Origin of the sequence: Akkermansia muciniphila (genome assembly GCF_030848305.1) — a bacterium.
Taxonomy (GTDB): Bacteria; Verrucomicrobiota; Verrucomicrobiia; order Verrucomicrobiales; family Akkermansiaceae; genus Akkermansia; species Akkermansia muciniphila_A.
The window spans coordinates 1,188,372-1,212,832 of the sequence record NZ_CP114598.1; the positions used below are offsets into that span (position 1 = coordinate 1,188,372).

Annotated in this window: 17 protein-coding genes; 3 read left to right on the forward strand and 14 right to left on the reverse strand. The window is 56.4% G+C overall.

Annotated features, from left to right (window positions below):
• Window positions 1–18: 18 nt before the first annotated feature.
• The 6 genes from O4G22_RS05250 to O4G22_RS05275 form a co-directional block, all read right to left on the reverse strand.
• Window positions 19–999, reverse strand: a complete 981-nt coding sequence (locus tag O4G22_RS05250) for a hypothetical protein (RefSeq protein ID WP_306702340.1) — start codon at window positions 997–999, stop codon at window positions 19–21.
• A gap of 405 nt (window positions 1,000–1,404) precedes the next feature.
• Window positions 1,405–1,812, reverse strand: coding sequence for a hypothetical protein (locus tag O4G22_RS05255; RefSeq protein WP_306702341.1), 408 nt, complete (start codon window positions 1,810–1,812; stop codon window positions 1,405–1,407).
• A gap of 67 nt (window positions 1,813–1,879) precedes the next feature.
• Entirely contained in the window at window positions 1,880–2,845 is a 966-nt protein-coding gene (locus tag O4G22_RS05260) for a GDSL-type esterase/lipase family protein (RefSeq protein ID WP_306702342.1), read from the reverse strand.
• Window positions 2,842–3,897 carry a hypothetical protein gene (locus O4G22_RS05265; RefSeq protein WP_306702343.1) on the reverse strand — a complete coding sequence of 352 codons (1,056 nt, stop codon included), beginning with the start codon at window positions 3,895–3,897 and terminating at the stop codon, window positions 2,842–2,844. The genes O4G22_RS05260 and O4G22_RS05265 overlap by 4 nt, the downstream gene beginning before the upstream one ends.
• Entirely contained in the window at window positions 3,894–4,463 is a 570-nt protein-coding gene (locus O4G22_RS05270) for a hypothetical protein (protein ID WP_094137299.1), read from the reverse strand. Before O4G22_RS05270 ends, O4G22_RS05265 begins: the two co-directional genes overlap by 4 nt.
• A gap of 117 nt (window positions 4,464–4,580) precedes the next feature.
• The gene (locus O4G22_RS05275; protein WP_306702344.1) at window positions 4,581–5,354 is read right to left on the reverse strand and encodes an Hsp33 family molecular chaperone HslO; all 774 of its coding nucleotides are present in this window, start codon (window positions 5,352–5,354) and stop codon (window positions 4,581–4,583) included.
• A gap of 202 nt (window positions 5,355–5,556) precedes the next feature.
• On the opposite strand from O4G22_RS05275, the gene O4G22_RS05280 reads away from it, so the two are divergent.
• Window positions 5,557–6,060, forward strand: coding sequence for a peptidylprolyl isomerase (locus O4G22_RS05280; protein ID WP_306702345.1), 504 nt, complete (start codon window positions 5,557–5,559; stop codon window positions 6,058–6,060).
• A gap of 80 nt (window positions 6,061–6,140) precedes the next feature.
• The gene (locus O4G22_RS05285; protein ID WP_306702346.1) at window positions 6,141–8,132 is read left to right on the forward strand and encodes an ABC-F family ATP-binding cassette domain-containing protein; all 1,992 of its coding nucleotides are present in this window, start codon (window positions 6,141–6,143) and stop codon (window positions 8,130–8,132) included.
• A 191-nt stretch (window positions 8,133–8,323) separates the two neighbouring features.
• Here the strand turns inward: O4G22_RS05285 and O4G22_RS05290 are convergent, their stop codons facing one another.
• The 7 genes from O4G22_RS05290 to lepA form a co-directional block, all read right to left on the reverse strand.
• Entirely contained in the window at window positions 8,324–9,238 is a 915-nt protein-coding gene (locus tag O4G22_RS05290) for a DMT family transporter (RefSeq protein ID WP_094137303.1), read from the reverse strand.
• Complete coding sequence (locus tag O4G22_RS05295) at window positions 9,238–9,576, reverse strand: cupin domain-containing protein (protein ID WP_094137304.1); 339 nt, start codon at window positions 9,574–9,576, stop codon at window positions 9,238–9,240. The genes O4G22_RS05290 and O4G22_RS05295 overlap by 1 nt, the downstream gene beginning before the upstream one ends.
• 4 nt (window positions 9,577–9,580) lie before the next feature.
• Entirely contained in the window at window positions 9,581–10,996 is a 1,416-nt protein-coding gene (cysS, locus tag O4G22_RS05300) for a cysteine--tRNA ligase (RefSeq protein ID WP_306713962.1), read from the reverse strand.
• 121 nt (window positions 10,997–11,117) lie between these two features.
• Window positions 11,118–12,674, reverse strand: a complete 1,557-nt coding sequence (locus tag O4G22_RS05305) for a beta-N-acetylhexosaminidase (protein ID WP_306702348.1) — start codon at window positions 12,672–12,674, stop codon at window positions 11,118–11,120.
• A 113-nt stretch (window positions 12,675–12,787) separates the two neighbouring features.
• Window positions 12,788–14,533 carry a sulfatase family protein gene (locus tag O4G22_RS05310; protein ID WP_306702349.1) on the reverse strand — a complete coding sequence of 582 codons (1,746 nt, stop codon included), beginning with the start codon at window positions 14,531–14,533 and terminating at the stop codon, window positions 12,788–12,790.
• Between the two features lie 230 nt (window positions 14,534–14,763).
• Window positions 14,764–15,747: a thioredoxin family protein gene (locus O4G22_RS05315; RefSeq protein ID WP_295978342.1), complete on the reverse strand. Its 984-nt coding sequence runs from the start codon at window positions 15,745–15,747 to the stop codon at window positions 14,764–14,766.
• Between the two features lie 361 nt (window positions 15,748–16,108).
• A complete protein-coding gene (gene lepA, locus O4G22_RS05320) occupies window positions 16,109–17,908 on the reverse strand; it encodes a translation elongation factor 4 (protein ID WP_094137310.1) in 1,800 nt (599 codons plus the stop codon).
• Between the two features lie 248 nt (window positions 17,909–18,156).
• On the opposite strand from lepA, the gene O4G22_RS05325 reads away from it, so the two are divergent.
• The gene (locus O4G22_RS05325) at window positions 18,157–18,360 is read left to right on the forward strand and encodes a hypothetical protein (RefSeq protein ID WP_094137378.1); all 204 of its coding nucleotides are present in this window, start codon (window positions 18,157–18,159) and stop codon (window positions 18,358–18,360) included.
• 312 nt (window positions 18,361–18,672) lie between these two features.
• Here O4G22_RS05325 and O4G22_RS05330 read toward each other — a convergent pair whose 3' ends face one another.
• Window positions 18,673–24,270, reverse strand: a complete 5,598-nt coding sequence (locus tag O4G22_RS05330; protein ID WP_306702350.1) for an autotransporter domain-containing protein — start codon at window positions 24,268–24,270, stop codon at window positions 18,673–18,675.
• Window positions 24,271–24,461 lie beyond the last annotated feature (191 nt).

A 24,461-nucleotide genomic window follows, 5' to 3' on the forward strand; every position in this document is an offset into this window, starting at 1 on the left:
TGTCCAATTAAGAACGGACTACCTCATTTCTGCCAAGGCATCATCCATTTCCGGAAATTTTTCGCAGGAAACAGGTTTTAATTCGATCGAATCCTGTATTCTCAAATTGTCCCAGTAGAATTTGAAAGCGTCATTATATTGGCGGCGGTGATGTTCTTCATGGGCGAGAGAAGCTTGCATCGTGTGCCATGTGCCCACTCTTCCTCGTTCCTGATAGCCGTTCATTTCGTTGACCGCTTCGACGGCTTCATCTTCGGTAATAGGAGGGTTTTTAAGAGCGTCCCTATAAGTTCCCGTGAGCACAAGAATCGTAGAACCGGTGGAAACTTGTTGGACGCGCGGGTTCCATCGCTCAAGCACTTCATCCTTGCAAGCCGTTATGATGATTTGAGGGATAATGAATTTCGTTTTGCAAGGACCAATCCCTTCTTTGATAACGGGTGCAGGTTCTTCGAGCGTCACCTCCACTTTCTTGGACGGTTCACAGGTAATGGTGGATTCCTTTTCAATCGTCCACAATTTGATTTTGGGGGACGGTGAGAATTCGCGTTTCATCGTCGAGTTGCCTTCGTACTTCCCTGCCTGAATGGGTTCCCTGTCCATCGTCACATTGAACGCGGCCGCATTGTTGCTGACAGGATTGTAGGCATTATTCTCGTAAGACAGGGCTACCTTGTAATAGCCCGCTTTCAAGTACCTGATAGCCGTTTCCAGATTCAGCTTGCCGTTGGGAGGTATCCCATCCTTCTTACAAAGTTCTTCGCCCGCAATGGAGATACTGCCTGTGTCGTCAGCCTCCACGCCGAAATAATACAGGCCGTCTTCCTCGACCTTGATGAACATTTCCGGCGCTCCGGCGCAAGTGGCGTGCTCGCACGCCGACCCGTCAAAGTTGAACGTCATCGCGTCAACTCCGAGTTTCTGCGGGATGAGAGCCTGCTCCCCGTCGCAGATAAGCTTCGGGCCGACCGCCTTGTTCAGTGGTATATAATTATTCATGTTCCTGAATTGTTTCTTGTTCACAGAACTAACCATTTAGTTCTGTGAACACCTTGTAGGAATTCCAAAAAACAACAACACGCTCTGGACGTGATGGGGAAAAATCCCCGATTATCTCCAATAAAAATGGCGGATGCCATCCAACGCCCGCCATATATATGTTGTTTGGAACGTATCGCTACGCTTGTGTATGAATTAAGCTAGACCCTACAGGGGCTGGTAGCCCCGTTCCTCCTGCCGGATGAGTTGCCCCTCCGGGATACAGACTCTTTACATTTCCGTTTTCGGAAAAAGCGGGGTTTCTGAAATACGGATTCAAGGCAGTAGGGAAAAATAATACGGAAACGCCCGGCATGGAGGCTTGCGCCGCCGGCCGGGCATTGAATGGTATTTCCGTTTCCGGAGTTACAGAAGAAGATCCTGAATATTGTCTGAGGAAATGACTCCCGTTTCCGTGGAGGACAGCACGCAGAGGGCGTCTACCAGGTTTTCCTGTCCCAGAGCCAGCCCGGCTTCCTCTACCAGTACATCGTCAATATTCAGGGTAGCGATGGAAAGGGGGGCTGTTTCCGGGGCAGAGGGTTCCATCAGGGCGGCAATGCCGATGACGGCCGCCACCAGGGCTGCCGCCGCAGCTCCCCAAATGCGGAAGGAATGCCGCTTGAAGTGATGAATGGATTCCACCGGAACGGCAGGAGCGCATTCTTCCCTTTCAATGCGCATCATGACCTTGCGGGCAAAATCGTCTCCCGGCGCAGGTTGGGAAGCATGGCCCAGAATCTGCCAGAGTGTTGTATCGTCCTGTTCGTTCATGGTGGCGGTTCCGCTGAGGGTTCTATGAGGAAAAACACCGGAAGATGGGTCCGGTTTCTTGCCGGCGTCATTTTTTCCGTTCAGCCGCCCGTCTGATGACGGGAGCCAGTACGGCGGCGATGCGTGCGTAACCGGCCGCAGAAGGGTGCAGTCCGTCGCTGGAAAGCTCTTCCGGGACGTGTCCGTCGCTATTAGCCATGACGCGTCCCGGCTCCGTATAGATGAAATTTTCTTCCGCGGCCAGGCGGTTCAGAAGGAGGTTGATGCCGGCAATGCGTTCCGCCGTGCCTTCCCGGGCGCTGTTGCGCGGATAGAATCCCTGGAGGATGATGACGGCTTTTTCCAGTCTGCCGGTGATTTCCCGGCAGACGGCACGAATGCCTTCCAGGATTTCGCCGTCCGTGTTTTCCGAAAGGTTGTTCGTGCCGAGGAGCACCACGCAAACGGCATTGTCCTCCGCTCCGTCCAGTTCTCCGTGGCGGAGCCGCCACAGGGCGTTTTCCACCCGGTCATAGCCGAACCCCAGGTTGACCGCCCGCATTCCCGCCGCGCACAGGTCCCATGTTTCCGGGGATTTCTGGAGGATGTCCCGGTGCGGTTCGTCCACGGGCGGACCTCCCCAGAAATGTGTGATGGAGTCTCCGATGAAGAGGAGGTCCGGGCGTGTTTCGCGCACGATGCGGCACGCGGCTTCGTGCCGGGACGCCCAGTCGTAAATCATGAAGTCCCGGTCTTGGGTGCAGGGAATCAGCGTGGAGGGTACGGCCCGGGCGGGGGCCGGGCCGGGCATGATGAAGGTTTCCGGGGCCGTAATGCCGCGCTTTCCCCGGAACAGGCGGAAGCGGATGCGCGTGCCGGGCGGGGCCTGCACCGGAGCCAGATAACGGCCCTGCGTGCAGAGCATGCGGGGGGTATCCGCATTTATGTCCATGCGGATGACGGCTTCCGGAGGGGCGTTCACCGCGGTAAGCGCCAGTTCTCCCGCCTCATTCAGGGAGGCGCGGATTCCGGGGGGTGGGGATGATTCTGTCATGAGACGTCGCGCATGTGCTGGCGCATTTGCCTGCGTCCGATGGAGTTCGGCCCGCAGCTGTCCTGCATGCAGTAGTTCACGGGACGGCTCTGGGAAGCTCCGTGGGGGGCGCCCAGGCGCTTATCCGGCTCTGACGGCAGCAGATGCACCACTCTTTTGTTTTTCCAGACCAGCCAGAGCACCACCACGGCCGCCAGTGCGGAGATGTGCAGGATGATGCCGGCTACATTGGCCAGGGCGAAGGACATCCAGGCTTTCATCATGGCATGGAGGGAGGATTCTTGCGCCTCCTCCGGTTCCTGGATGGTGATGTTGGCTTCCGGGATGCTGGCAGGGTTGTCCGGCTCCAGCGCGGGGAGGGAAGGCCTGGGGGCGGATGCCATGTCCGCCTCCGTTCTTCTGGCCAGGGAAATCATGGCCTCAATGAGTTCGTCCTGCGGGTTGGTGAATCGGGAGGCGTCCTGCTTCACCTGGTACAGGAGATCCCGCCGTCCCGCATCCCCAAGGTGGGAACTCAGCTCCGGATCCAGTGCGATCTGGGCACTTTTAATATCTCCCATGTGGAAATGGAGCAGCAGGTTGCGCTCCTTGTCCCTGAATATCTGGCGGGCGATCGTGGGGGCATTGACGGAAGGGGGGACTTTCTGCCCGGCCGCGAAGATGCTGACGAACAGGTTGACGTTGTAACGGGATTTGACGAGCTTGATAAGCTCAATAACGTCATTGCTTTCCACTTCCGCAAGAAGCTTCTGGGGGTCAATCAGGCCGGTGGAGGTGCGGATGTAGTCCGGCAGGAAATATTCATTGACGTCCGTAAAATCCTCCGGAATGGGGTCTACGGCGGGGGAGTCTGCATTGGCGGCGGGTTCCGGCATGGGATCGGAGGGGGCCGCCGCATCCACAGGGGGCAGCAAGGGAGGGTTGGCATTCCACCACGCGCCTCTCATCAGGGATTGCTGGTCGCGGGTGGTCCATTTCAGGGCAGGCAATTCCTGGGCCGGAGCCGGAAAGATGGCCGCCGCCAGCAGGAGCGGGCATAAAAGGGGGTTCATGCGCCGCCTCCTTTCCGGTCCGCAGGAGCGGGAGGCGTTAATCCATAGCGCATGGGATGCCTGACCTTGGAGCGCGCTTTCCGGGCTACGAGCTGGACGGCGTTTTTCATGATGGAACCCGCGGCCTGGAGGAGCATGCTTTCCCGCAGGGGGATGCGGGCTTTCATGATGGATTTGTTGATCAGGTCCGGCTCTACATAAGGGTCCAGTTCATACCCCCACATGAAGCAGGCCGTGTCCGTCCGCACATCCAGCACCAGAATCAGGAGCCACTGGGGGTCCAGCGGTCCCTGGTGGTTGGGGAAGCCTGCCTCGTCCACCGTCAGGTGGTTCATTGTCCAGAAACTGTGTGGAATGAGGGAAAAGGGCTCCAGGATGTTGGGGAAATAAACGGACAGGAGAACGGGGGGAATGCGGCGCTCCAGTTTCTCCAGCAGGGCATTCAGTCTCACGCGGTCCTGCTGCCGGAGAGCGCCGGCGTTGTCGCATACGCGGCGGTAGGGAATGGCGTTTTTGCCGTATTTTTTGTCCAGATTTTCCAGGGAAAAACCGCAGTGGGGGCACAATGATTCCGCCCCGCGGTGGAAATTATGTAAACACTTCGGACAAGTCGGCACAAGGAAAGTTTAAGCACGAAGTTCGTTGCCGAAAAGACTAATTGTCAGAAAGAAATCATGTATGTCTCAATCTTCCAGATTTTCTTTCGTCACACGGTAAATGGCGGCGCACCTGGGGCAGGTGACTTCCAGCTCATCTTCTCCCTGGAACAGGTCTTCCTTGTTTTTCTGAAGGGTCTTGAGCGTAGGCAGGATGCGGTCCAGCGTGCAGCCGCAGTAAAAGCGGAACCGGCGCGTTTCCAGCACGCGGGTATTTTCATCTTCTTCCAGATGGGCCATTTTCTCCCGGGTAAGGGAAGCAAGCCATTCTTCATCCGCGTCAGGTTGGGCCGTCACCATGGTATAGCATTCATCCGGGAGCTCAATGCAGCGGGCGTTTCTCTGTTCGCTTTGCCTGTAGAATTCCTCCACCCACCGTGCCGGAGACGTTCCCGGAATGGGTACGACGGAGTATTGCGGTTCAAACCCCTTGCGGAGCAGGGTGGAATACAGCGTGTTTTCCTCAGGTTCCTTGATGTCCCGGGTGAAGACGCGCCCCACTACGGATTCCGTCAGGGAAGAACCGGTCACAAACAGGTTGGCGACGGCAGGCGTCCGGAGATTGACAGTCCAGGCATGTTGTTCCGCCCAGGGCCGTGCGACCATGTAGAGAGTGAAATAGGCCATGAGTTCTTTCAGCAGGCTGTCGCAGAGTTCTTCGTTGCGCAGGCCGTACTGCATGAGGTGAAGGTAGTAGTCCGTAAACAGGGGAGAGAATTTTGACCTGAGCGCCAGACAATTGCGTCCGCGGACAAAAATGGATTCAACCGTAATGAATTCTTCTACCAGTTCTTCGCTCATGTCATTCAAGTTCGGCCTTCCTCTATGGAAAATCAACCGTTCCTCCTGTCATTAGGAACCATCATGACAGGCAGGCGCGGCAGTATTCTTTTTCCCGGCATGGAAAGGTGCGGCAGAGAAACGGGCGGGAAATAACGGAGGGGCTCGGGGACTGCACGCAATAAGCCTTTACCATGCCTTTTGGCGCGTTTAACATACACCCATGGCAACTGACAAAAATATCACCATCCATACTTCCAAGGGCGACATCAAGCTGACGGTGTTTGCTTCCAAGACGCCCGTGACGGTGGCTTCCTTTCTGAATCTGGCTTCCAAGGGGTTTTATGACGGGCTCAAGTTTCACCGCGTGATTCCGGATTTCATGATTCAGGGCGGCGACCCCACCGGCACGGGCATGGGAGGTCCCGGCTACAGGTTTGAAGACGAGTGCCGCCCGGACCTCAAGCATGACGGCCCCGGCGTGCTTTCCATGGCGAACGCGGGCCCCGGCACCAACGGTTCCCAGTTCTTCATCACCCATGTGCCCACCGACTGGCTGAATGGCAAGCACACCGTCTTCGGCAAGGTGACGGAAGGCCAGAGCGTAGTGGATTCCATTAAGCAGGGAGACACCATCTCCGGCATTACGATTGAAGATAATGCGGATGATCTGTTTGCGGAACAGGCCGACCGCATTGCCGCGTGGAACAAGGCGCTTGGTAAATAACCTCATTCCGGAATTCATTCAGCGGAACGCGGCGCGGGGACGCCCGTTCCGCTGTTTTCCTCTCTCTGCTTTTTCAGCACATGGTTCTGGCTGTTCAAAACCTGCGCGTGCAGTATGGCGCGCGCGTCCTGTTCAATGACCTATCCTTTACAGTGGAGGATGGGGAAAGAATTGCCCTGGCGGGCCATAACGGCGCGGGAAAATCCACGCTGATGAAGTGCATCGCCGGTTTGAATGAACCGGATTCCGGCTCCATTATCAAATCCAGGCATTCCCAGGTGGGTTATCTGCCCCAGGAAGGAATTCATATCCGCGGGCGCAAATTGATTGATGAAGCCATGTCCGCTTTTGCGGACCTGATGGATCTTCAGGAGCGCATTGATGCCTTGACGCGGGAAATGGCGGGGCTGGATCCCCGTTCCGCCGCCTACTCTGAAGTTCTCAATGAAATCGGGGAACTGGAACTGGTGCTGCATGCCCATAATTCCGCCCGGCTGCGTCCCCGGACGGAATCTATCCTGCGCGGCCTGGGATTCAAAGACAGGGATTTTGACCGGGATTGCGGAGAATTTTCCGGCGGCTGGCAAATGCGCATCGCATTGGCCAAACTGCTGCTCCGGGAACCTGAAGTGCTGCTTCTGGACGAACCTACCAACCATTTGGACATCCAGTCCCAACGGTGGATGGAACAGTACCTGCGCTCCTACCGGGGTGCTATTATCCTCATCTCCCACGATGTCGCGCTGCTGGATTCCCTGGTTTCCCGTACGATTGCTTTTTACCACGGCCGTGCGGAGGAGTACGCGGGCAATTTTTCCTATTTCCTGAAGGAAAGCGTGCTGCGGAAGGAGATTCTGCTGCGCCAGAAAAAAGCCCAGGAACGGGAGATCGCCAAAACGAAGGAGTTTATTGACCGTTTCCGTTATAAAGCCACCAAGGCTTCCCTGGTGCAGTCCCGCATCAAGCAGCTGGAAAAAGTGGAGCTGATTGAGGTGGAGGAGGATGACGCCGTCATGAACTTTCACTTTCCTGCCCCTCCAGCCGGCGCCCATTCTGTAGTCAGGCTGGAAAAGGTTTCCAAGCATTACGGCCCCGTTGCCGTTTTTGAGGATGTGGATTTTGAAATCGTAAAAGGGGACCGCATTGCCATTGTAGGAGTAAACGGGGCAGGGAAATCCACATTTTCCCGCCTTATTTCCGGCGGAGAGGCCCCCAGCTCCGGCAGCGTGACCATGGGACGCCATACGCAGGTAGCTTTTTTCTCCCAGACGCATGCTGACGACCTGGATCCGGAGAAAACGGTTCTGGAATGCGTGGAAGTTGCCGCCACGCGGGAATCTGCGCCCATGGTCCGGAATCTGCTTGGCTGTTTCCTGTTCCGGGGGGATGACGTGCACAAGCGCGTTGGCGTGCTTTCCGGGGGCGAACGCTCCCGTGTGGCGCTGGTGTGCATGCTGTTGCATCCGGCCAATTTCCTGATTCTGGATGAACCGACTAATCATCTGGACATCCAGTCCCAGCAGGTGCTTCAACAGGCCCTGTCCGAATATCCGGGTTCCTACTGCATCGTTTCCCACAACCGCAGTTTTTTGGATCCCATCGTGACGAAAGTTCTGGAATTTGTCCCGGGAGAAAAACCGCGCGTGTACCTGGGCAACGTTTCTGATTATTTGGAAAAGGTGGAGCGGGATCAGGCCTTGGCCGCCGCCGCCTCACCCTCTTCCGGAACGGCGGAACCGGGAGCCGGGCTGGACCGCAAGGCACGCAGGCGCATGGAGGCGGAAATCCGCCAGAAGAAGACGCGCCTGCTGCGTCCGCTTCAGGAGAAACTGGAGCTGCTGGAAGAAGAAATAGCGCGACTGGAAACGGAAAAAACGGAAATTACTACTCAGTTGGAACGTCCGGAAATAGCGGCTGATACGGAAGCCGTCATGGAGCTTACCTCCCGTTTCCAGCAGACGGACCGGCAGCTGGAAACCTGTTTTACGCAATGGGCAGATCTTTCGGAAAAGATTGAAGAGACGGAAGCGCGCATTCAAAAAGAGGCGGAAAGAAGCGTTTCCGGGAGCTGAGAGGATTTTCTTCAGGAAACTTTGTTGTTGCCGGATATCTAATCCGGAGACAATCTTTTCCGCAACGTGATAAATGAATGTTTGTCCGTTGCGGGAAATCATAAGTTTGACATGTCCTGAAAGCGGTTTCCGTCCATTTTCCTGCAAGGGGGGAAATATCGAAAACCGGAACGGGAAAAATCAGATTTCTTTCAGGATGGCCTTTTCTTCCCGCTTTTCCGTGTTTTTTTTCTGTACTCTGAAATCGTGACGCCGAACAGGGTAAGCAGGATCCCCGCCAGGGATATCCAGGTCAGGCGTTCCCCCAGAATGATGGCTGAGGCCACCACGGCTACGACCGGTACCATGTAAATGTAAACGCTGGACTTGACGGCTCCCAGCATTTCCACCACGCGGTTCCAGGTCAGGAAGCACAGTGCGGAAGCGAACAGGCCCAGATACAGCAGGTTAACGGCATTGACGGGTTTTGCCATCAGACGCCAGTCCATATTTGCCGGAAGGACCCACAGGGCGGGGATCATCAGCGCGATGCCATAGAAAAAAATGCGGCGCGTGCAGATGATCATGTTGGACGTGTTGACGCCGATTTTTTTCATCAGAATGGAATACGCCGCCCAGACGAAGGCCGCTCCCAGCGCCAGGATGTCTCCCGCCGGATTCAGTTCCAGCACGAAGGCGCCGTTTGCCATGATAAGGAAGATACCCGTGAAGGAGGCGGCAAAACCCAGGAAGAAACGGCGGGAAAAGCCTTCCCCTTTCAGCAGGAAATGGGCTAGAAGGGCTGTGAAGAAAGGCACCACGGCCACGATAATTCCCACATTGGAGGCGAAAGTGTAAGTCAGGGCGATGTTTTCCAGCAGGAAATACAGGGTAACCCCGGTCAATCCCGCTCCGGCGAACAGGAGTTCCTTTTTCCAGCCGGAGAATGGAAGAACCCGCGGTTTCAGGCACCAGAGAAAGGCATATCCTATTACAAAGCGCGTGAAGAGTACCGTGACGGGGGTGAAGTCCCGTAAGAGCACCTTGGTGGAGACGAAAGTCGTTCCCCAGATGATAATGGTCATTAGGGCGGCGGCATGTCCCAGGGTGCGCTGTCGGGAACTCATTAAATTGACGATGTGGGGGAGGAAGGCGCTTCCAGCGTCAGGCCCAGGATTTCCGCCGGTTCCGCATTCCTGTTCCAGACGGCATGGAGAACGCCGCCGGGAACGAGCTGGGATTCGTACTTGTGAACCGTTCGTTCTTCTCCGTCAAGCATGACGGAGACTGTTCCACGGGTGACAATGAATAAGTGGGCGTGGGCATGGCGGTGCGGAGAAAGGGGGCCTCCGCCGCCGGGGCTTATTTTGGCGAAGGCGCCGCCTTTCAGGGTTCCCGGCCTGTCCATAGACAGGTCCCTGGCCGTGAAGCCCGTATGATTGGGGATGGGGGAAAAGGAGTCCATTCGTTTATTTGCGTGCCAGGTCGTATCCGTCTTTGCGGTCTTTGATGACCCAGCCCAGTGTTGCCACTTCCGCCCTCAGACGGTCTGCTTCCGTCCAGTTCCGGTTCTGCTTGGCCTGCCAGCGTTGATCCGCCAGGACGCGAACTTCTTCCGGAGCCTCCTCCTGTTCCTCTTCCGGCAGAATAATGCCGAAGGCGGACAGGATAAAGTGGAAGGCATTCCGCAAGCGGAGCGCCTCCTCCGGTGAAAGAGAGGGGATATCCGCCTTTTTGATGGCGCTGAAGACATGGCCCAGAGCTTCCGGGGTGTTCAGGTCATCGTTCAGGCTGTCCCATGCCGGCCGGAAGATTCCCAATTCCGGGCGTGCCGCGCAGAATTCCTCATAGGATGGAACGGAATCCGTTCCGGAGGCGTTCCTGAGCTGCGTGTCGAATTTGGCCAGGCGGTTCAGCGCGGCTTTGGCGTCTTCCAGCGAGGAAAGGGTGAAATTCAACGGACGGCGGTAATAGCCCCCCGCCAGCACGTACCGGACCGCGGACGGCTTATGGCCCAGTTTGTCCAAATCCGCCAGCGTGTACATGTTGCCCAGGGATTTGGACATCTTGCCGCCGTCCACCAGCAGGTGCGTGATGTGGAACCACAGGCGCGCGAAGCCTCCGCCGCAGGCGCAGCGGGACTGGGCCACTTCGTTTTCATGATGGGGGAATACCAGATCCACGCCGCCGGAATGGAGATCGAAGTCATTGCCGAAGTATTTATGGATCATGGCGGAGCATTCCAGGTGCCAGCCGGGGCGGCCTTCTCCCCAGGGAGAGGGCCAGAAGTTGTCGCCGTCTTCCGGCCTGCGGCTCTTCCACAGCACGAAGTCCGCCACGGAATCCTTTTCATATTCGTCCGCGTTGGACCGGGTATTGGCGGTTTTTCCTAAATCCAGTTCACGTTCGTCCAGGTGGGAAAGCCTTCCGTATTCCGGGAAGGAAGAAATTCTGAAATACACGGAACCGTCTTCCGAGACATAGGCATGGCCCTTTTCCACCAGTATTTGGACCATTCGTATCTGTTCGGGAATATGGCCCACGGCGGAGGGTTCCGCATGGGGAGGCAGGCAATTAAGTGCGGCGCAGTCCCGGTGGAACAGGTCCGCCCAGCCAGCGGTGAATTCCGCCAGGGAAACGCCGGCCTTTTGAGAATCCCGGATAGTTTTGTCGTCCACATCCGTCAGATTGCGGATATGCGTGGTGGGAATCCCCCCCAGTTCCAGGACACGGCGGAAGACGTCCTGCATCACGAAGGTGCGGAAATTGCCGATGTGGGCAGGACCGTACACCGTGGGTCCGCAACAGTAAAAGCGCAGCGTTTTTCCGTCCATGGGGGAAATGTCCTGGGCCGTTCTGGTGCGGGTATCGTAAAGGTGTAACATGGCGGAACGATTAGAAGGGAAGAGGGCTTCCCGGTCAAGCGGGAAAAGAAAGCCGGGGCTCTGCGGTAGTCCGCGGCCCCGGCCTTGAAAGAATCAGAGGATGGCGAGAGAAAAGGAAACGCTATTTATCCGCGTTTTGCTGGCCCTTTTTATAATTCTCGTTGATACGCTCTATTTCCTCCTGAGTGATGAATTTTTCCCGGTAGGGTTTGTTTTCCACCGTGCGCTCTAAAGTATAGCCGAAACGCTTCTGGAAATGTTTTTTGTGAGTTTCCATCTTCTTTTCAAACTCTTCCAGGCTTGGACGGTTTTTATGATTGCCCCACGCGGTTTCGGAAACTGCCATGGCGCGAGGATAGGTCATGTACATCAGCAATTCGCCGGAGGGAATCCATTCCGCCCACATGCAGAGGTTGATGCCCTTGATGTGCTTGACGTCACTCTTGTCCCGTCCGTTGCGGGGATCGAAGTTGTAGCAGTCTTTCAGCAGGATGGGGGCGCCCCCGGGCCGGGCGCGCACGTCGTCCGCCGGGAATTTCATCTGGGTGCGCGCCAGATAATACTTGAACTGGGGAGTGACGATGAGGTCGATGCCCTGTTCCTTCGTCTTGTCAATGCAACGCGGGAATTCTCCCGGCAGCCAGGACATGACGGTTTCCCCCTTGTGGTAATAGCTTTTGTTGATGTCATACCAAAGGATGGGCTTTTTCCTGTGCTTGGCGAGCATGGCCGTCAGGCTTTTCGTGAAATCGCTCATCTGGGCTTCCACATTATCCCCCTGGCCCTTTTTGGCCCGGGCGGCCTGGCAGTCCGGGCATTTCTTCCAGTCTCCCATGGGGCATTCGTCACCGCCGATGTGGATGTACGGGAAAGGGAATATCTGCTGAACGGTATGGAAGGTATCCTTAAGAAACTTTTTGGTGGCCGGTTTCTGCGGACAAATCAGTTTGGAGGAAACGCCGCCGTGCGTCCATACCTGGGCCCGTTTGGTATTGCAGCAGAATTCGGGATAGGATGCGGCCAGGGCCATGTTATGGCCCGGCATTTCCACTTCCGGGAGCACCTGGATACCGCGCGCTTTACAGTAGGCTACCAGGTCCTGGAGTTCCTTTTTGGTATACATGCCTTCATTGGCCAGCAGGGAGTTGTTCTGGCTTGCCGGGGCGGAGGGACGGACGGCGCCGATAGTGCGGAGCTTATCGTAGCCCGGCACCGGGAGCCGCCAGCCCTGGTCTTCCGTCAGATGGAGATGCAGGACGTTGTATTTGTAGTAATGCATGGCGTCCACAAAGTTATAGATCTCCTTCATGGGGTAGTGGTAGCGGCCCACGTCAACCATCATGCCGCGCCAGCCGAAGTCGGGGGAATCCTGGATGTTGCCGCAGGGAAGGCCTTCAGGAGTATCTGAAAGCTGGTCCTGAAGCTGGAGCAGGGTCGCCATCGCCATGGCCTTCCCGTTGGGCGTGGTATAACGGAGTTCCACGCCGCCGGGAGTCAGTTTCATGGTATACCCTTCATTACCCAGTCCGGCGACTTTTTGCTCGTGGACGATCTTGAGGTTTTTGGTAGTTCCGGAAGCCGTCGTCACGTTGACGGGCTCCGGAATAATGTTGTAGGGATTGGTTCCGGCCCAGCAGAGGGAGCCCAGGAACGCAACGGCTAGCAAAATTGATTTCATGCGGCGCGTGTGGTAATGGTTGTTGTTTGTGTGAGGAGTTAAACCTTGTCTTTCCGCCGTCAATGGCGTGTTCCGGATAACCCGTGTTTCGGGAGGAGCGGTGAATGGCGGCGTTAATCTCTGGAAGGAGCGCAGTCCCATTGCGGCTTGACGGCCAGTTTGCCGGTGGCCCCGGGGAAGCCTTTCGGCACCTGGTAGTCTTTGCGGAGCTTGCCGTAAAGGGCTTTAAGCTCTTTCACGGTTTCCGCATATTCCGGTTTGTTGATGACGTTGTGCATTTGGGCCGGATCCTTCTGGTTGTCAAAGAGCATCCATTCGTCGCTGGTCCAGATATAGGAGAGCGTATAACGGTCCGTGCGCAGGCCGTCATGACGCGGAGCGTTGTGTTCGCCCGGATTTTCGTAAAAGGCGTAATAGATAGGACGATTCTTGAAATTCTGATGTTCCCCGGTTTGGAACAGGGGAGTAAGGCTGCGGCCCTGGAAGGTGTTCATATTTTCCTTGGTATTTACCCCGGCTACCTCGCAGAAAGTGGGGGCATAATCCAGTTCCTGCACTATGGCGGAGGAGCGCACGCCTGGCTTGATGTGGCCCGGCCATCTCATGATGAGGGGCATGCGGAAGGATTCTTCAAAAATCCAGCGCTTGTCGTACAGGCCGTGTTCCCCCATGTAGAATCCCTGGTCTCCGCAGTAGAGAACCAGCGTATTCCTGTCCAGGCCGTTCCGTTTCAGATAATCCATGATCTGGCCGATGCTTTCATCCACGGAAAGAACGGTGCCCAGATAGTCTTCCATATAATGGCGCCAGCGGCGCAGCAAAATGTCACGCTGCGTTTTGATTTTTCCGTTTTTAATATCTTTGACAAGCTGTACGGTGCGGGCCTTGTGATAGTTGTACCAGGCTTCCTTCTGCTGCGGGTCCATGCGCACCCATTCCGGCATTTCCCAGTCATACTGGGTATGCAGGGTCTTGGATTCCGGGCAGGAAAGCATTTTCTGGATGTCTTCCGGGACCACCTCCTTGATCAGGTGTTCGTCAGACCATACGTTGAAATGGTTGAGCAGGGTCTGTTCCGTCATTTTCAGGAATTCCGGACGGTCTGCAAAATCGTCTTCCAGATTGGCGGGCGGGTCAATCGCGTCCGCATACTGTTTGGCGCGGCCCAGATTCTGAATGGAGGGGCACCAGCAGCGGTGGGGAGCCTTGTGGCCCACGACGAGCATGAAAGGCTTGTCCTTGTCCCTCTGGTCCAGCCATTTGAGGCTTTTTTGCGTGACCAGTTCCGTGGCATAGCCGGGTTCCGTTTTCACCACGCGCTTGCCGTCTTTGCCGGGAGTGATAAAATCCGGATTGAAATAGTTGCCCTGGCCGGGGAAAATTTCCCAGTAATCGAATCCGGTGGGGTTGGATTCATATTTGGACGTGTCTCCCTTGGCGTCCGGCGGAATGGCTTCCAGATGCCACTTGCCGACGATGGCGGTCTGGTAACCGGCCTTTTGGAGCATTTTCGGGAAAGTGGGCTGGGAACCGTCAAAAGGAGCCGCATGTTCGTTGAAGAGGTACCCGTTCATATGGGAATGGCGGCCCGTGTAAATACAGGCCCGCGAAGGACCGCACAGGGAGTTGGCGCAGTAGCTCCGGTCAAAGACCATGCCTTCGTCCGCCAGTTTGAGGAAGTTCGGATAAGGCATGGGAGAGTCCTTTTCACAGGTGCCCAGGGTCTGGTAGGAATGGTCATCAGTGACAATGACTACGATGTTGGGGCGCTGATCCGGCGTTTGCTTCTGCGGCTGGTCTGCGGAAGCGGACAGGGAACAGGCCGCAAGCATCAGGGCGGTGGCGGCATGACGGTTCATTGTTGAAATCATGAATTAAACAGGCGAATGGTTGGAAGGGAAAGCGGCGGGATTTGTCCGTAAGGGCATTTCCTCCGGAGCGGAAAAGACCACATTCCCGAAAGAAAAAACGCTGGAAGAGAGTTTTAGGAAAAATAGAATATCAGTTTTATATTTCAATACAAAAATGGGGCTGGAGCGGAAGCTCATGAATAAACCGTTCCGCAGCCGGACGGCCGGGGAAAAGCCGTTCAGGCGTCACGTGGGCCGGATCGCTTGTTCCGGCTGTTGTTTTCATGGGCTTCTTTCTGTTCCAGAAGCCATGTTCTGTCTTCAAGGCTGAGCCTCTTCAGGGAGGTTTTGCTCTGGTGCCCGTCCAGCTCCTGGAGCCAGAGGGTCCGGGTCTTTTCCGAATAGCGGGAAAGCTTGGCGAAGACGGTATTGCCATTGACTCCTGTCCAGACCCGGTAGCCTTTGGGAATCAGCGTTTTTTTAAACTCTTCATATTGTTGCTTCGCCAGCTTGACGCTGTTCTTGATCTGGTCAAAATAAAGGGCGTTTTGGCCGGTGTAGTAACCGCGCAGCGTATCCACTTTGGAGCCGTCCGGAGACATGACCAGAAGCACGGGCGTTCCTCTCACGCCAAACAGGGAGGGAGCCTTTTTCACATATTCCAGCATCTTCTGGCGCTTCCTGTAAACAGGTTCGCTTTCAAATTTTTCCGCCTGGTCGTAACAGACGCGGACGACATTCCTTTTTGCCCAGTCTTCAAATTCCTTCGTATGGAGGAGTTCGGTTCCAAGTTTTTTGCTGGGAGGGCTGCCCACGGAATGGTGGAACCAGATGAGAATGGGTTTTCCGGTACTCTGGGCTTCCCGGAGGGCGGTGGGATAGCTTTGAATCCAGCGTTCGTTTTCCTTACGCTGGGCGAAAGCCTCTTCCAGTCCGGGGATGGGGGCGTCCGGGTCATGAGCGTCCGTGTAATAGACGGCCCCACTGTCTGCCCTGGTCATTTCCTCCTGTGTGGTGGCGGTAAGATGGGTGGCCTGTTGCTGATTCGGAGTAGTGCTTAACAGCCCCGTCGGAACATTGGCGATGGAATTGGCCTTATTGTCCTGCATGTATTCCGAAAGGCTTTTTTTTACCTTCGGTTCTTCCTGTTCCGGAGAGGTCCCTACGCAGGAGCAGAGGGCGGCGGAGGCAAGAAGAAGCATGGACAGCCTGGGCAGACTCATGACTGACCTGATAGCATAACAGGGAAAAATGCGCAACCGGGAATTGTTCAACGACTGCGGCGGTTTCAGTGTTTCTTGGCTTCCTGTTCCTTCTGCTTCCGGTTCCGTATGGCGATAATTTGCTGACGGGTGTTACCACGCGCGTGACGTTTCCAGTTGTTTTGCCGTCAAAAAGAAAGGTCTGCTCGTAAATATCCATCCTGACCTCATTCTCCTCGCTGGCAGGGGTATGAATGCTCGCCAAAACACAGGCCGAGAGAACCCGGGAAAACAGTCTCTCCATATTCAAACGGAGAACTGATATAAAACCGGGAGAAAAAGGGAAAGCACCCGTTTAGCGGTCCTGCAGAAAGAAAATGGGTTAATCCCCTGTTTTCAACACCTTGATGAACGCTTCCTGCGGAATGTTGATTTTTCCGATGGCCTTCATGCGTTTTTTGCCCTCCTTCTGTTTTTCCAGAAGTTTGCGCTTGCGGGTGACGTCCCCGCCGTAGCATTTGGCCGTCACGTCCTTGCGCATGGGGGAGATGCTTTCCCGGGCGATAATCTTGCCGCCGATGCAGGCCTGAATGGCGACGGTGAAGAGCTGGCGGGGAATGACGTTTTTCAGGCGTTCCGCCAGTTCCCTGCCGCGGGAGGCGGCCTTGTCCTGGTGAACGATCATGGAGAAAGCGTCCACCGGTTCCCCGGCGATGAGCATGTCCATTTTAATGAGTTTGGCGGCCTGATAACCGGCGTATTCATAATCCATGGAGCCGTAGCCGCGCGTCATGGATTTGAGCTTGTCGTTGAAATCCACCAGAATTTCCGCCAGAGGGACGGTGCAGGTGAGCATCACGCGCATGTCGTCAATGGTCTCCGTATTGTCCACGCTGCCGCGTTTTTCCAGAACAAGCTGCATGATGTCCCCGATGTATTCCCCCGGAAGCATGATGAACACCTTGACGATAGGTTCCCGGATTTCCTGAATTTCCTGCGGTTCCGGGAGCAGGCTGGGATTGTCCACATTGATTTCCTCTCCATTGGTCTTGGTGACCTCATAAATGACGGAGGGATAGGTGGAGATGATATCCATGTTGAATTCCCGGCGCAGGCGCTCCTGAATGATTTCCATGTGGAGCAGGCCCAGGAAGCCGCAGCGGAACCCGAAGCCCAGAGCTACGGAAGATTCCGCCTGGAAGGAGAAAGCGGCGTCATTAATCTGAAGCTTCGCCATGGCTGCTTTCAGGGCTTCAAAATCAGAGGAATCCACCGGATAAATGCCGGAAAAGACCATGGGGCGGATTTCCTTGAAGCCGGGCAGGGGGGACGGGCAGGGGCGCATGTAATCCGTGTACGTGTCCCCGATCTTGACGTCCGCCGCGGATTTCATGTTGGCGATGATATAGCCTACGTCGCCGGCTTCCAGAGAATCCGTTCGGGTCATTTTGGGCGTGAAGATGCCCACTTCTTTCACTTCATACACTTCGTCCGTCGCGAAAAGTTTGACTTTCATGCCGCGGTGCACGCTGCCGGAAATGACGCGTACATAGGAGACCACGCCGCGATAGGCGTCGTAAACGGAATCGAACACCAGGGCGCGCAAAAAGCCGTCCTGCTCCGTTTCTGGCGGAGGGATGCGCTGAACAACGGCTTCCAGAATATCGTCAATGCCGATGCCCATCTTGGCGGAGGCATGGATGGCTTCCTCATGGGGGATGCAGACGATGTCTTCCAGCTGTCGGTACACTTTGGGCAGGTTGGCGCTGGGTAGGTCGATCTTATTGATGACGGGGATAATGGCCAGGTTCAGATCCATGGCCAGGTGCATGTTGGCGAGCGTTTGGGCTTCTACTCCCTGGGCCGCGTCCACAATAAGGAGGGCTCCCTCGCATGCCGCCAGGGAACGGGACACTTCGTAGGAAAAATCCACATGGCCCGGCGTATCCAGCAGATTGAGCTTGTAAGTTTTTCCGTCCCTGGCCTTGTAGAAAATGGTGACGGGGTGGGACTTGATGGTGATGCCCTTTTCCCGCTCCAGATCCATGGCGTCCAGAAGCTGATCCTGCTTCTCCCGTTCGGAAATGGTATTCGTCTTTTCCAGCAGCCGGTCGGAAAGGGTGGTCTTTCCGTGGTCGATGTGAGCGATAATGGAGAAATTGCGAGTCAGTTCAATGGACATGGTGGTCTCTACCCTTCTAACATGAGTGCCCTGTGCGCGGGGAGGGTAACATAGCCCATGCGGCGGTCAAGACTTGAACATGACTGCCTCCCGTTCCCTGCCGCGCCGGCTTCATTCGCTCCGGGAAAACCGTCATTCATGACAGGGGAGGCGCCGGGAGATTGAACGTGGGGGAAGAAGGAAGGCTCTCAACTGGTACAGGCACGCGGAATCTTTTCCCGTGCGGTCATTTCTTACTCAGCCAGCATATGAAATCTTTTTTAGCAGCCATTTTAAGCCTGTTTATTCCCGGTCTCGGCCAGTTGTACAAGGGGCACTTTGTCCAGGCCATCATCTGGTTCCTGGTGGTGGGAGCGGCTTACGGCCTCCTCTATTGGTTCATCTTCGCCCTCATTCCCATTGTCCTGCATATTATTTGTATTCTGCAGGCTTACTTCATGGAAAATAAATGATATCCGTCGTTTCCGGCTTTACGGCCGGGATGGTTGAAAAAACATCCTGCGGATCGGCAGCGGCATTCATTCCCTGAGGTTGAAGAAGGAATGCGCCGTTCATGGCGGCATCATTCTTCTTGATACCGGTATTCGCAATGTTAACGGGCTTCCATTTGTTTACCTCGGAAACGTAAACACAACTTTTTGACTTTGAATTAATCAATATCTTCGGGAAGTGGGCCAGGGGGATAATTCTACGATAAACAAAAATTCAGAGCCGTTCCGGAGCTATTCCGGAACGGCCTGGTCATCATATCATGTTACTTTCTGTTAGAAGTCGTAACGGTAGCCGACGCTTCCGTTCACCGAGCTGGACCCGTCCCGGATGTCCGCGTTGCCGTTGACGAAGACGGTTCCTTTCGTCCCCACCGGCACGCTCAGCCCCGCTCCGAGCTGCAGCGCCGTCGTTCCCGCTTTCGCCCCTCTCACGCTTTGCGTGAAGCCGGGGTTGCCCAGCAGGGTGACGTTTGTTTCTCCCCTCCGGTCTCCCAGGTCCTGCGCCGCGTTGACCCGGATTTCCCCCAGCGCTTCACGTCCGAAGATGTTGCTGCCTACAAGACCCATCCAACGGCCGCCCAGCGCCACTGTTCCCGTCGTCCAGTCCTGCCGGCCGACGTTCAGGCCCGCGTTGCCCGCGCCCGTTTCTTCATAGCCGTCCATCCGCGTCGTCACCACCGAGGCGTTGAACAGCGGCTGCAGCACGCTGCTGCGGTTTTCGTCAAGGTAGATGTCGTAGGTGAGTTCGTACATGGCTCCAAGGCCCCACCCGCCGGTGCTGCCCTGCGTGCTGTAGCTTCCTTCCCCGTAGTTGACCGTACGGTTGAGTGTCGCGTCGTTCCATCCTCCCGTCAGGATGAGCGTGTGCGCCCAGCGTTTGTTCTGGTAGCGCCCGAAGAGGCTGGCGTAGTAGCTGTCCAGGTGGCCGTCGGCGCTGTCCGCCGCGCTGGCCGTCAGGTCTCCGTAGCTGGCCGTGAAGGCCGCTCCCACGGTGACGCGGTCGCTGAGGTCCGCGTCCATGCCCACAGTACCTCCCCAGGTGGTGAGCCGGTAGCCGCTTTCATCTCCCCGGGTGTCGAGCTGGGCGTAGGAGCCCGTGCCTTCCATCCACATGTGGAAGCGGGGGAGGTCGTCGTTGACGTAGGCGGGGTTGACGCCCATGAGGGTGGTCCGGTTGCGGATCCAGCCCATCTGGTCGCGCAGGGCGTCCCGCTGCGCCGTACCCAGCGCGTTGACTGTGCTTCCTGCCACCGCTGCCATGGCGCGCTTCGCTTCCGAGGGGTTGCCGTTGCTGATCATGGTGCTGACGCCGTTCATGAATTGGGCCAGCTGGGAGTCGGAATCCAGGTTTTTGCGGGCTTCCCAGAGCAGGCTGGCTCCAGCGGCGGAGTTCCTCGTGTCGGCCGCGGGAGAGAAGAGGTTTTCCTGACGGAGCGTGGCATTGAGCAGGATGTCGTTTCCGTCGCGGCTCAGGGTGGCGTCCTGATAGTAAACGGCGAAGAGGCCGGATATCCGGGCGGCGAGGTTTTGTCCGTCTTCCAAACCGCTGATGCTGTCGGTGGCGCTCATCAGGATGATGTCATGAAGGTCGCTTCCCGCGTTCATGGCGGCATTCCCTTCCATGTTGGAGAGGAGGAAGCCGGCTCCGTCCTGCACGGTGATGGTGCCCGCCGTCAGCATGGGGGCGCCGAAGGGGGCGTCTTGGTTGAAGTTGTAGATCAGTTCCGTCGTGGAGCCGTTCTGGAAGGTGGCGCTTTCCACGTTGAGCGTGGTGTTGGCGTTGCCCTGGGCATCCCCGGTGGCTTCAATACGCAGGGTGCCGTTGTTTCCGGCAGTGATGCCGTTGTAGTTCAGCGTGGAGGTGTCCGCGGTGCCTTTCAGGACAAGGATGCCTCCGTCACGGACGGCGAGGTCGTAGTCTTCATTGCCGGTTTGCAGGTATTGGGTGGTTTTCCCGGAGATGTCCAGGGCGCCGCTGCCTTCCAGCGTGCCGGAGAAAGTTCCGGCGGAGGTTGTCGCCGAGGAGATGGCGAGGCTGCCTCCGTTCATGGACAGGGTTCCGGCGCCGGAGAGGCTACTGATGGTGCCGGCTTCCGTTCCGGAGAGGTTCAGCGTGCCGTCGGCGGTGATTGCGGGTCCGTCCAGCCGGGCTTCTCCGCCCAGAGCCAGTTCCGCTCCTTCCCGGATACGGAGGGAGCCGGTTCCGGTGATGGCTCCGTCGTTGATATTGCTTGTTCCGGTCAGGTCAAAAGTTCCCTGAATGGTCAGGGTTCCTCCGGCTTCCGTAACGGTCATGGTTTCGATTTCGGCGTTGCCGTTGATGGTCAGGCCTCCTCCTTCCAGAGTAAGGGTGTCCAGGGAGTTTTCCGCGCCGTTGAGGACGATGCTTCCTTCACGCAGGACCAGGGTTTCCACATTCATCTTTCCTCCGACCGTCAGCGCTCCGATTCCTTCTTTGATGAAGGTGACGTTGCTGCCGCCCGTGATGCTGCCGCCCATGACGGTGTCCTGGCCGGCCGGGTCGATGTCGTCTTCTCCCGTCTCTATTTGTTTGTTGTTGAGGATGACGACGGCCGTGCCGTCTCCGGTGTTGTTGACGACCAGGCTGCTGCCCGTGGATCCCATCAGGTTGTTGATTTTAGCTCCCTGTCCGTCGGCTTCGCCTGGTGCTCCGGCCAGGTTGACCGTCAGGGTCTGTCCGCCCCCGATGACGACGCCGGCGTAGCCGGAGAGCGTTTGATAGGAGTTGACTTCATGGGCGTCACCTCCTTCCGCCTGCACGCGGTAGAGGCCGGCGGACGCTCCGCTGAGCACCAGGCTGCCTCCGTCCGTTCCGGTGACCCGGATGCCGTAGTTGGCCAGAAGGTCGGTAGTGAAGGCGATGTCTCCCAGGTCGCCGACGGTCAGCGTTCCGCTGGTCAGGGTCAGGTAGCTGGAAGAGTCGTCGGTTTTGTGGTTCAGCAGAAGGTTGACGACGGCGTCGTTGCTCAGGTCCAGCGTCAGCCCTTCTCCCGATATGGTCAGGTTCGGGGCGCTTCCCGTTGCGCTGCCGTTGCTGATGACGGCGTCAGATGCCTGCGTGTCTTGGCCGATGTTTTCCGTTCCCAGGGCGATGGTTAGTCCGTCCAGGCCGCCTTCTCCTACGGTTACGGTTCCGCTGACTCCGGTCAGACGGGAGCCGGAGGAGATATTCCACGTTCCTTTCATACGGCTGCCGTCGGCTCCGGAGAGGTTCAGGTTGCCTGCCGTGATGGAGATTCCTTCCGTGGTTCCGTCAAGGATGGTTTGCGCTCCTGCCGCGTCCGCTCCGAGTTTCAGGTTTCCCGCTCCGGTTTTGGTCAGGGACGGGCTGTCGGTCAGCGCCCAGATGGTAGCCGAAATTCCTTCCTGCTCGACATTAATTTCATCAAACCGGGTGAAGGTGACGTTTTGGAAGTTCCCGTCTCCAAAGGTTCCCTTGAGTACCAGCGTCCTGTCTCCTTCGACCGCCGCTCCGGCGCTTCCGCCGACGGTGATGCCGCCGTCTTCCCCTTCCGCCCCAAAGACGCTTCCTCCCGTCAGGGAGACGAGGACGCCGCCTCCTACCGTGCCGCAGTTGCCCGCGCCGTAGATGTCGCCCAGGTAGGCGCCCTTTCCAAGGGTGACGGTGACGTTGCCGCCAATGCTGACGGGCAGCGCTGTGGGATCTTCCGCCGTCCACGTGTTTCCTCTCCAGGAGCCGCCCACGATGTTGCCCGTGAAGGTGGAGCCTCCGTCAATGGAGACGCTGGTGTTTCCGTTGGTGGTCAGCGTCGTGCCGTTGCCCCAGTTCCAGAAGGAGCCGCCCATGATGTTTCCCGTGAAGGTGATTCCTTCTTTTCCGGTGATGGAGACGCCTGAGTTTCCTTCCACTTTTTGTACGGCTCCGTTGCTTTCGGATGCCGTATTTCCGTAACTGCCCCCATAAATGTTTTTGACGAAGTTGTTGTGTCCTTCCGTGTCGGAGAGTTCCGCATTGCTTATATTAATCGTTACCGAGGTGTTGCCCCGCACCGTCGTTCCAGATGCCGTGTTGGCTGTCCACGCGCTTCCGCCCGTGATGAAGTTCTGGTCTGTGACGTTGCGGAAACCTCCCAGGTTGACGGTCGTGTTGTTGCTGTACTGAATGCCGGTGACCAGGACGCTCGTGTTTCCGGTGATGGTAGTGACGGCATTGTGGGCGGAGGTGCTTCCTCCGATGATGGCCCCCGCCACGATGGCGTTATCTTTGACGGTAACGTTTGTGTTGCCCGTCAGGGTGGTGCTCGCTCCCTTGTTGTTTCCGCCGATGACGTGTTCCGCCGTGGCGTTCCCCGAGAGCTGCACATGGGTGTCTCCCGTCAGCGTGCTGGTCTGGAGGTTGGTGCTCCATTCGTTGGATACGCCCCCAACGACGGTGCCGAATGGCCCCCCGATGATATCCATCCAGACGTCCCCCTGGTAGTTGAGGTTGCCGGACGGCAGGGTTGCCCCGTTGTTGTATACTCCGTTCAGGTTGATTTTGGTTCCGCCGCTGTTGGTGATTTGATAGACTTTATCCCCGCTGCTCGTCAGGGTTCCGTCCAGATATCCCAGGCTGACATTGGCCGCGTTCCCCTCCCCAAGGGTCAGCGTAAAGGCGTTTTTGACCGTTTCTTCCAACGCCCCTGCCGCTCCCGCGGATACCCACGTCACGCTGGATATAGCCCCTTCTTCAATCGTCAGCACGCTGCCTTCTATGCTGTATTGTCCCGTTGCCAATCCCGTAACGGTAAAGTTCGAGCCGAGGCTGCTCCCTAAATCAAACGTGTATCCCTGGTCTTCCTCCACCAGATTGTCAAGTGCGCCGCCGATATCAATGGTGCCTGAAGTGAAGGTGACATTTTCCTTGGTAAAGGAGGAGCCTGATTCCGTATAGGTTAACTTGGCTCCGTCAATTGTTGCGTTTTTCAATGTGCCGGTGCCGTTCATGTTCAACACGGCATTTGCCCCCAGAGTGGCGGAGGTGAAATCCAGCGTTCCTCCCTCCATGGTGATTATGCCGGAATAGGCCAGGGAAGAATTATTGATTTTCAAGGCGCCCCCTTGGGCCGTGATGTTCGCGTTGATGACGGATCCCGTCAGGTTCTGAGTACCCGTTCCGGCCATAATCAGATTTATTCCTCCCGTGGGAGTAGTGTTGCCGTTGACTCCGGAATGTTGCGTGGTTGCCCCGATGCTTCCCCCATACGTGTAATTCCCGTTGCCCGTCAGGGTAAGATCCGCTCTGGAAGAATTGGCTGACTGGACGCGTCCTTTATGCGTTCCGCTGAAGCCGTCGGCATCATTTAAACCGGCCAGAGAAGCGGCATTGGAAATTTGCAACGTCAGAGCACTGGAACTTTGATTGATTGATCCCGACAAATCCACTGTTGCGTTGGCGAGCGCCGTGCCCGTAATCTGGAGAATGGCTCCTCCGGCTTGTGTTCCCTTTTGGGAAAGGATAATGTTCCCGGCGAAGCTGCTTTCCTGGGAACCAAGCACAAACTTGGAGGCATAGCCGGCATTGCCGTTAGCCGCTACCAGCGTCAGATTTCCTTCTCCGGCAAATGCCCCGTTCAAATTGATAGTACAGCCGCCGTTAGAATTCTGATTAATGGTAAACGAGGAGTCTGCTCCAATATAAAGTCCTGTGGTGTAATTGTTGTTTCCTGAATTTACATCAAGGCTGACGGATTGGTTCCCAGTAACTGAATATTCATTGGCGGGCTCGTTGTTGTTGAAGGTGGAGTCCGCTCCCCATGCGGGAGATTCAGGAGTTGGGGCAGCCAGGGAAACGCCGGTATAACAAGCCAGAACAGCGGTCAGCAGGGTAATAGGGAGATGGAGACGCATTGTAAAAATGTTAGATGTTAATTTTTTGCGTATATAACGGATTGGAAATTCGATGTCAAGTTGAAAATACCAGTTCTTGGGTTTTCAAACTCTCACTGTAAGTGTGTTATGATTTTTTAAATCTCTAAAATGGGATTTTTGCTCTTTCATTTAAACCTCCTTTGAAATAAGGGAAAAAGCATCGTTACGCT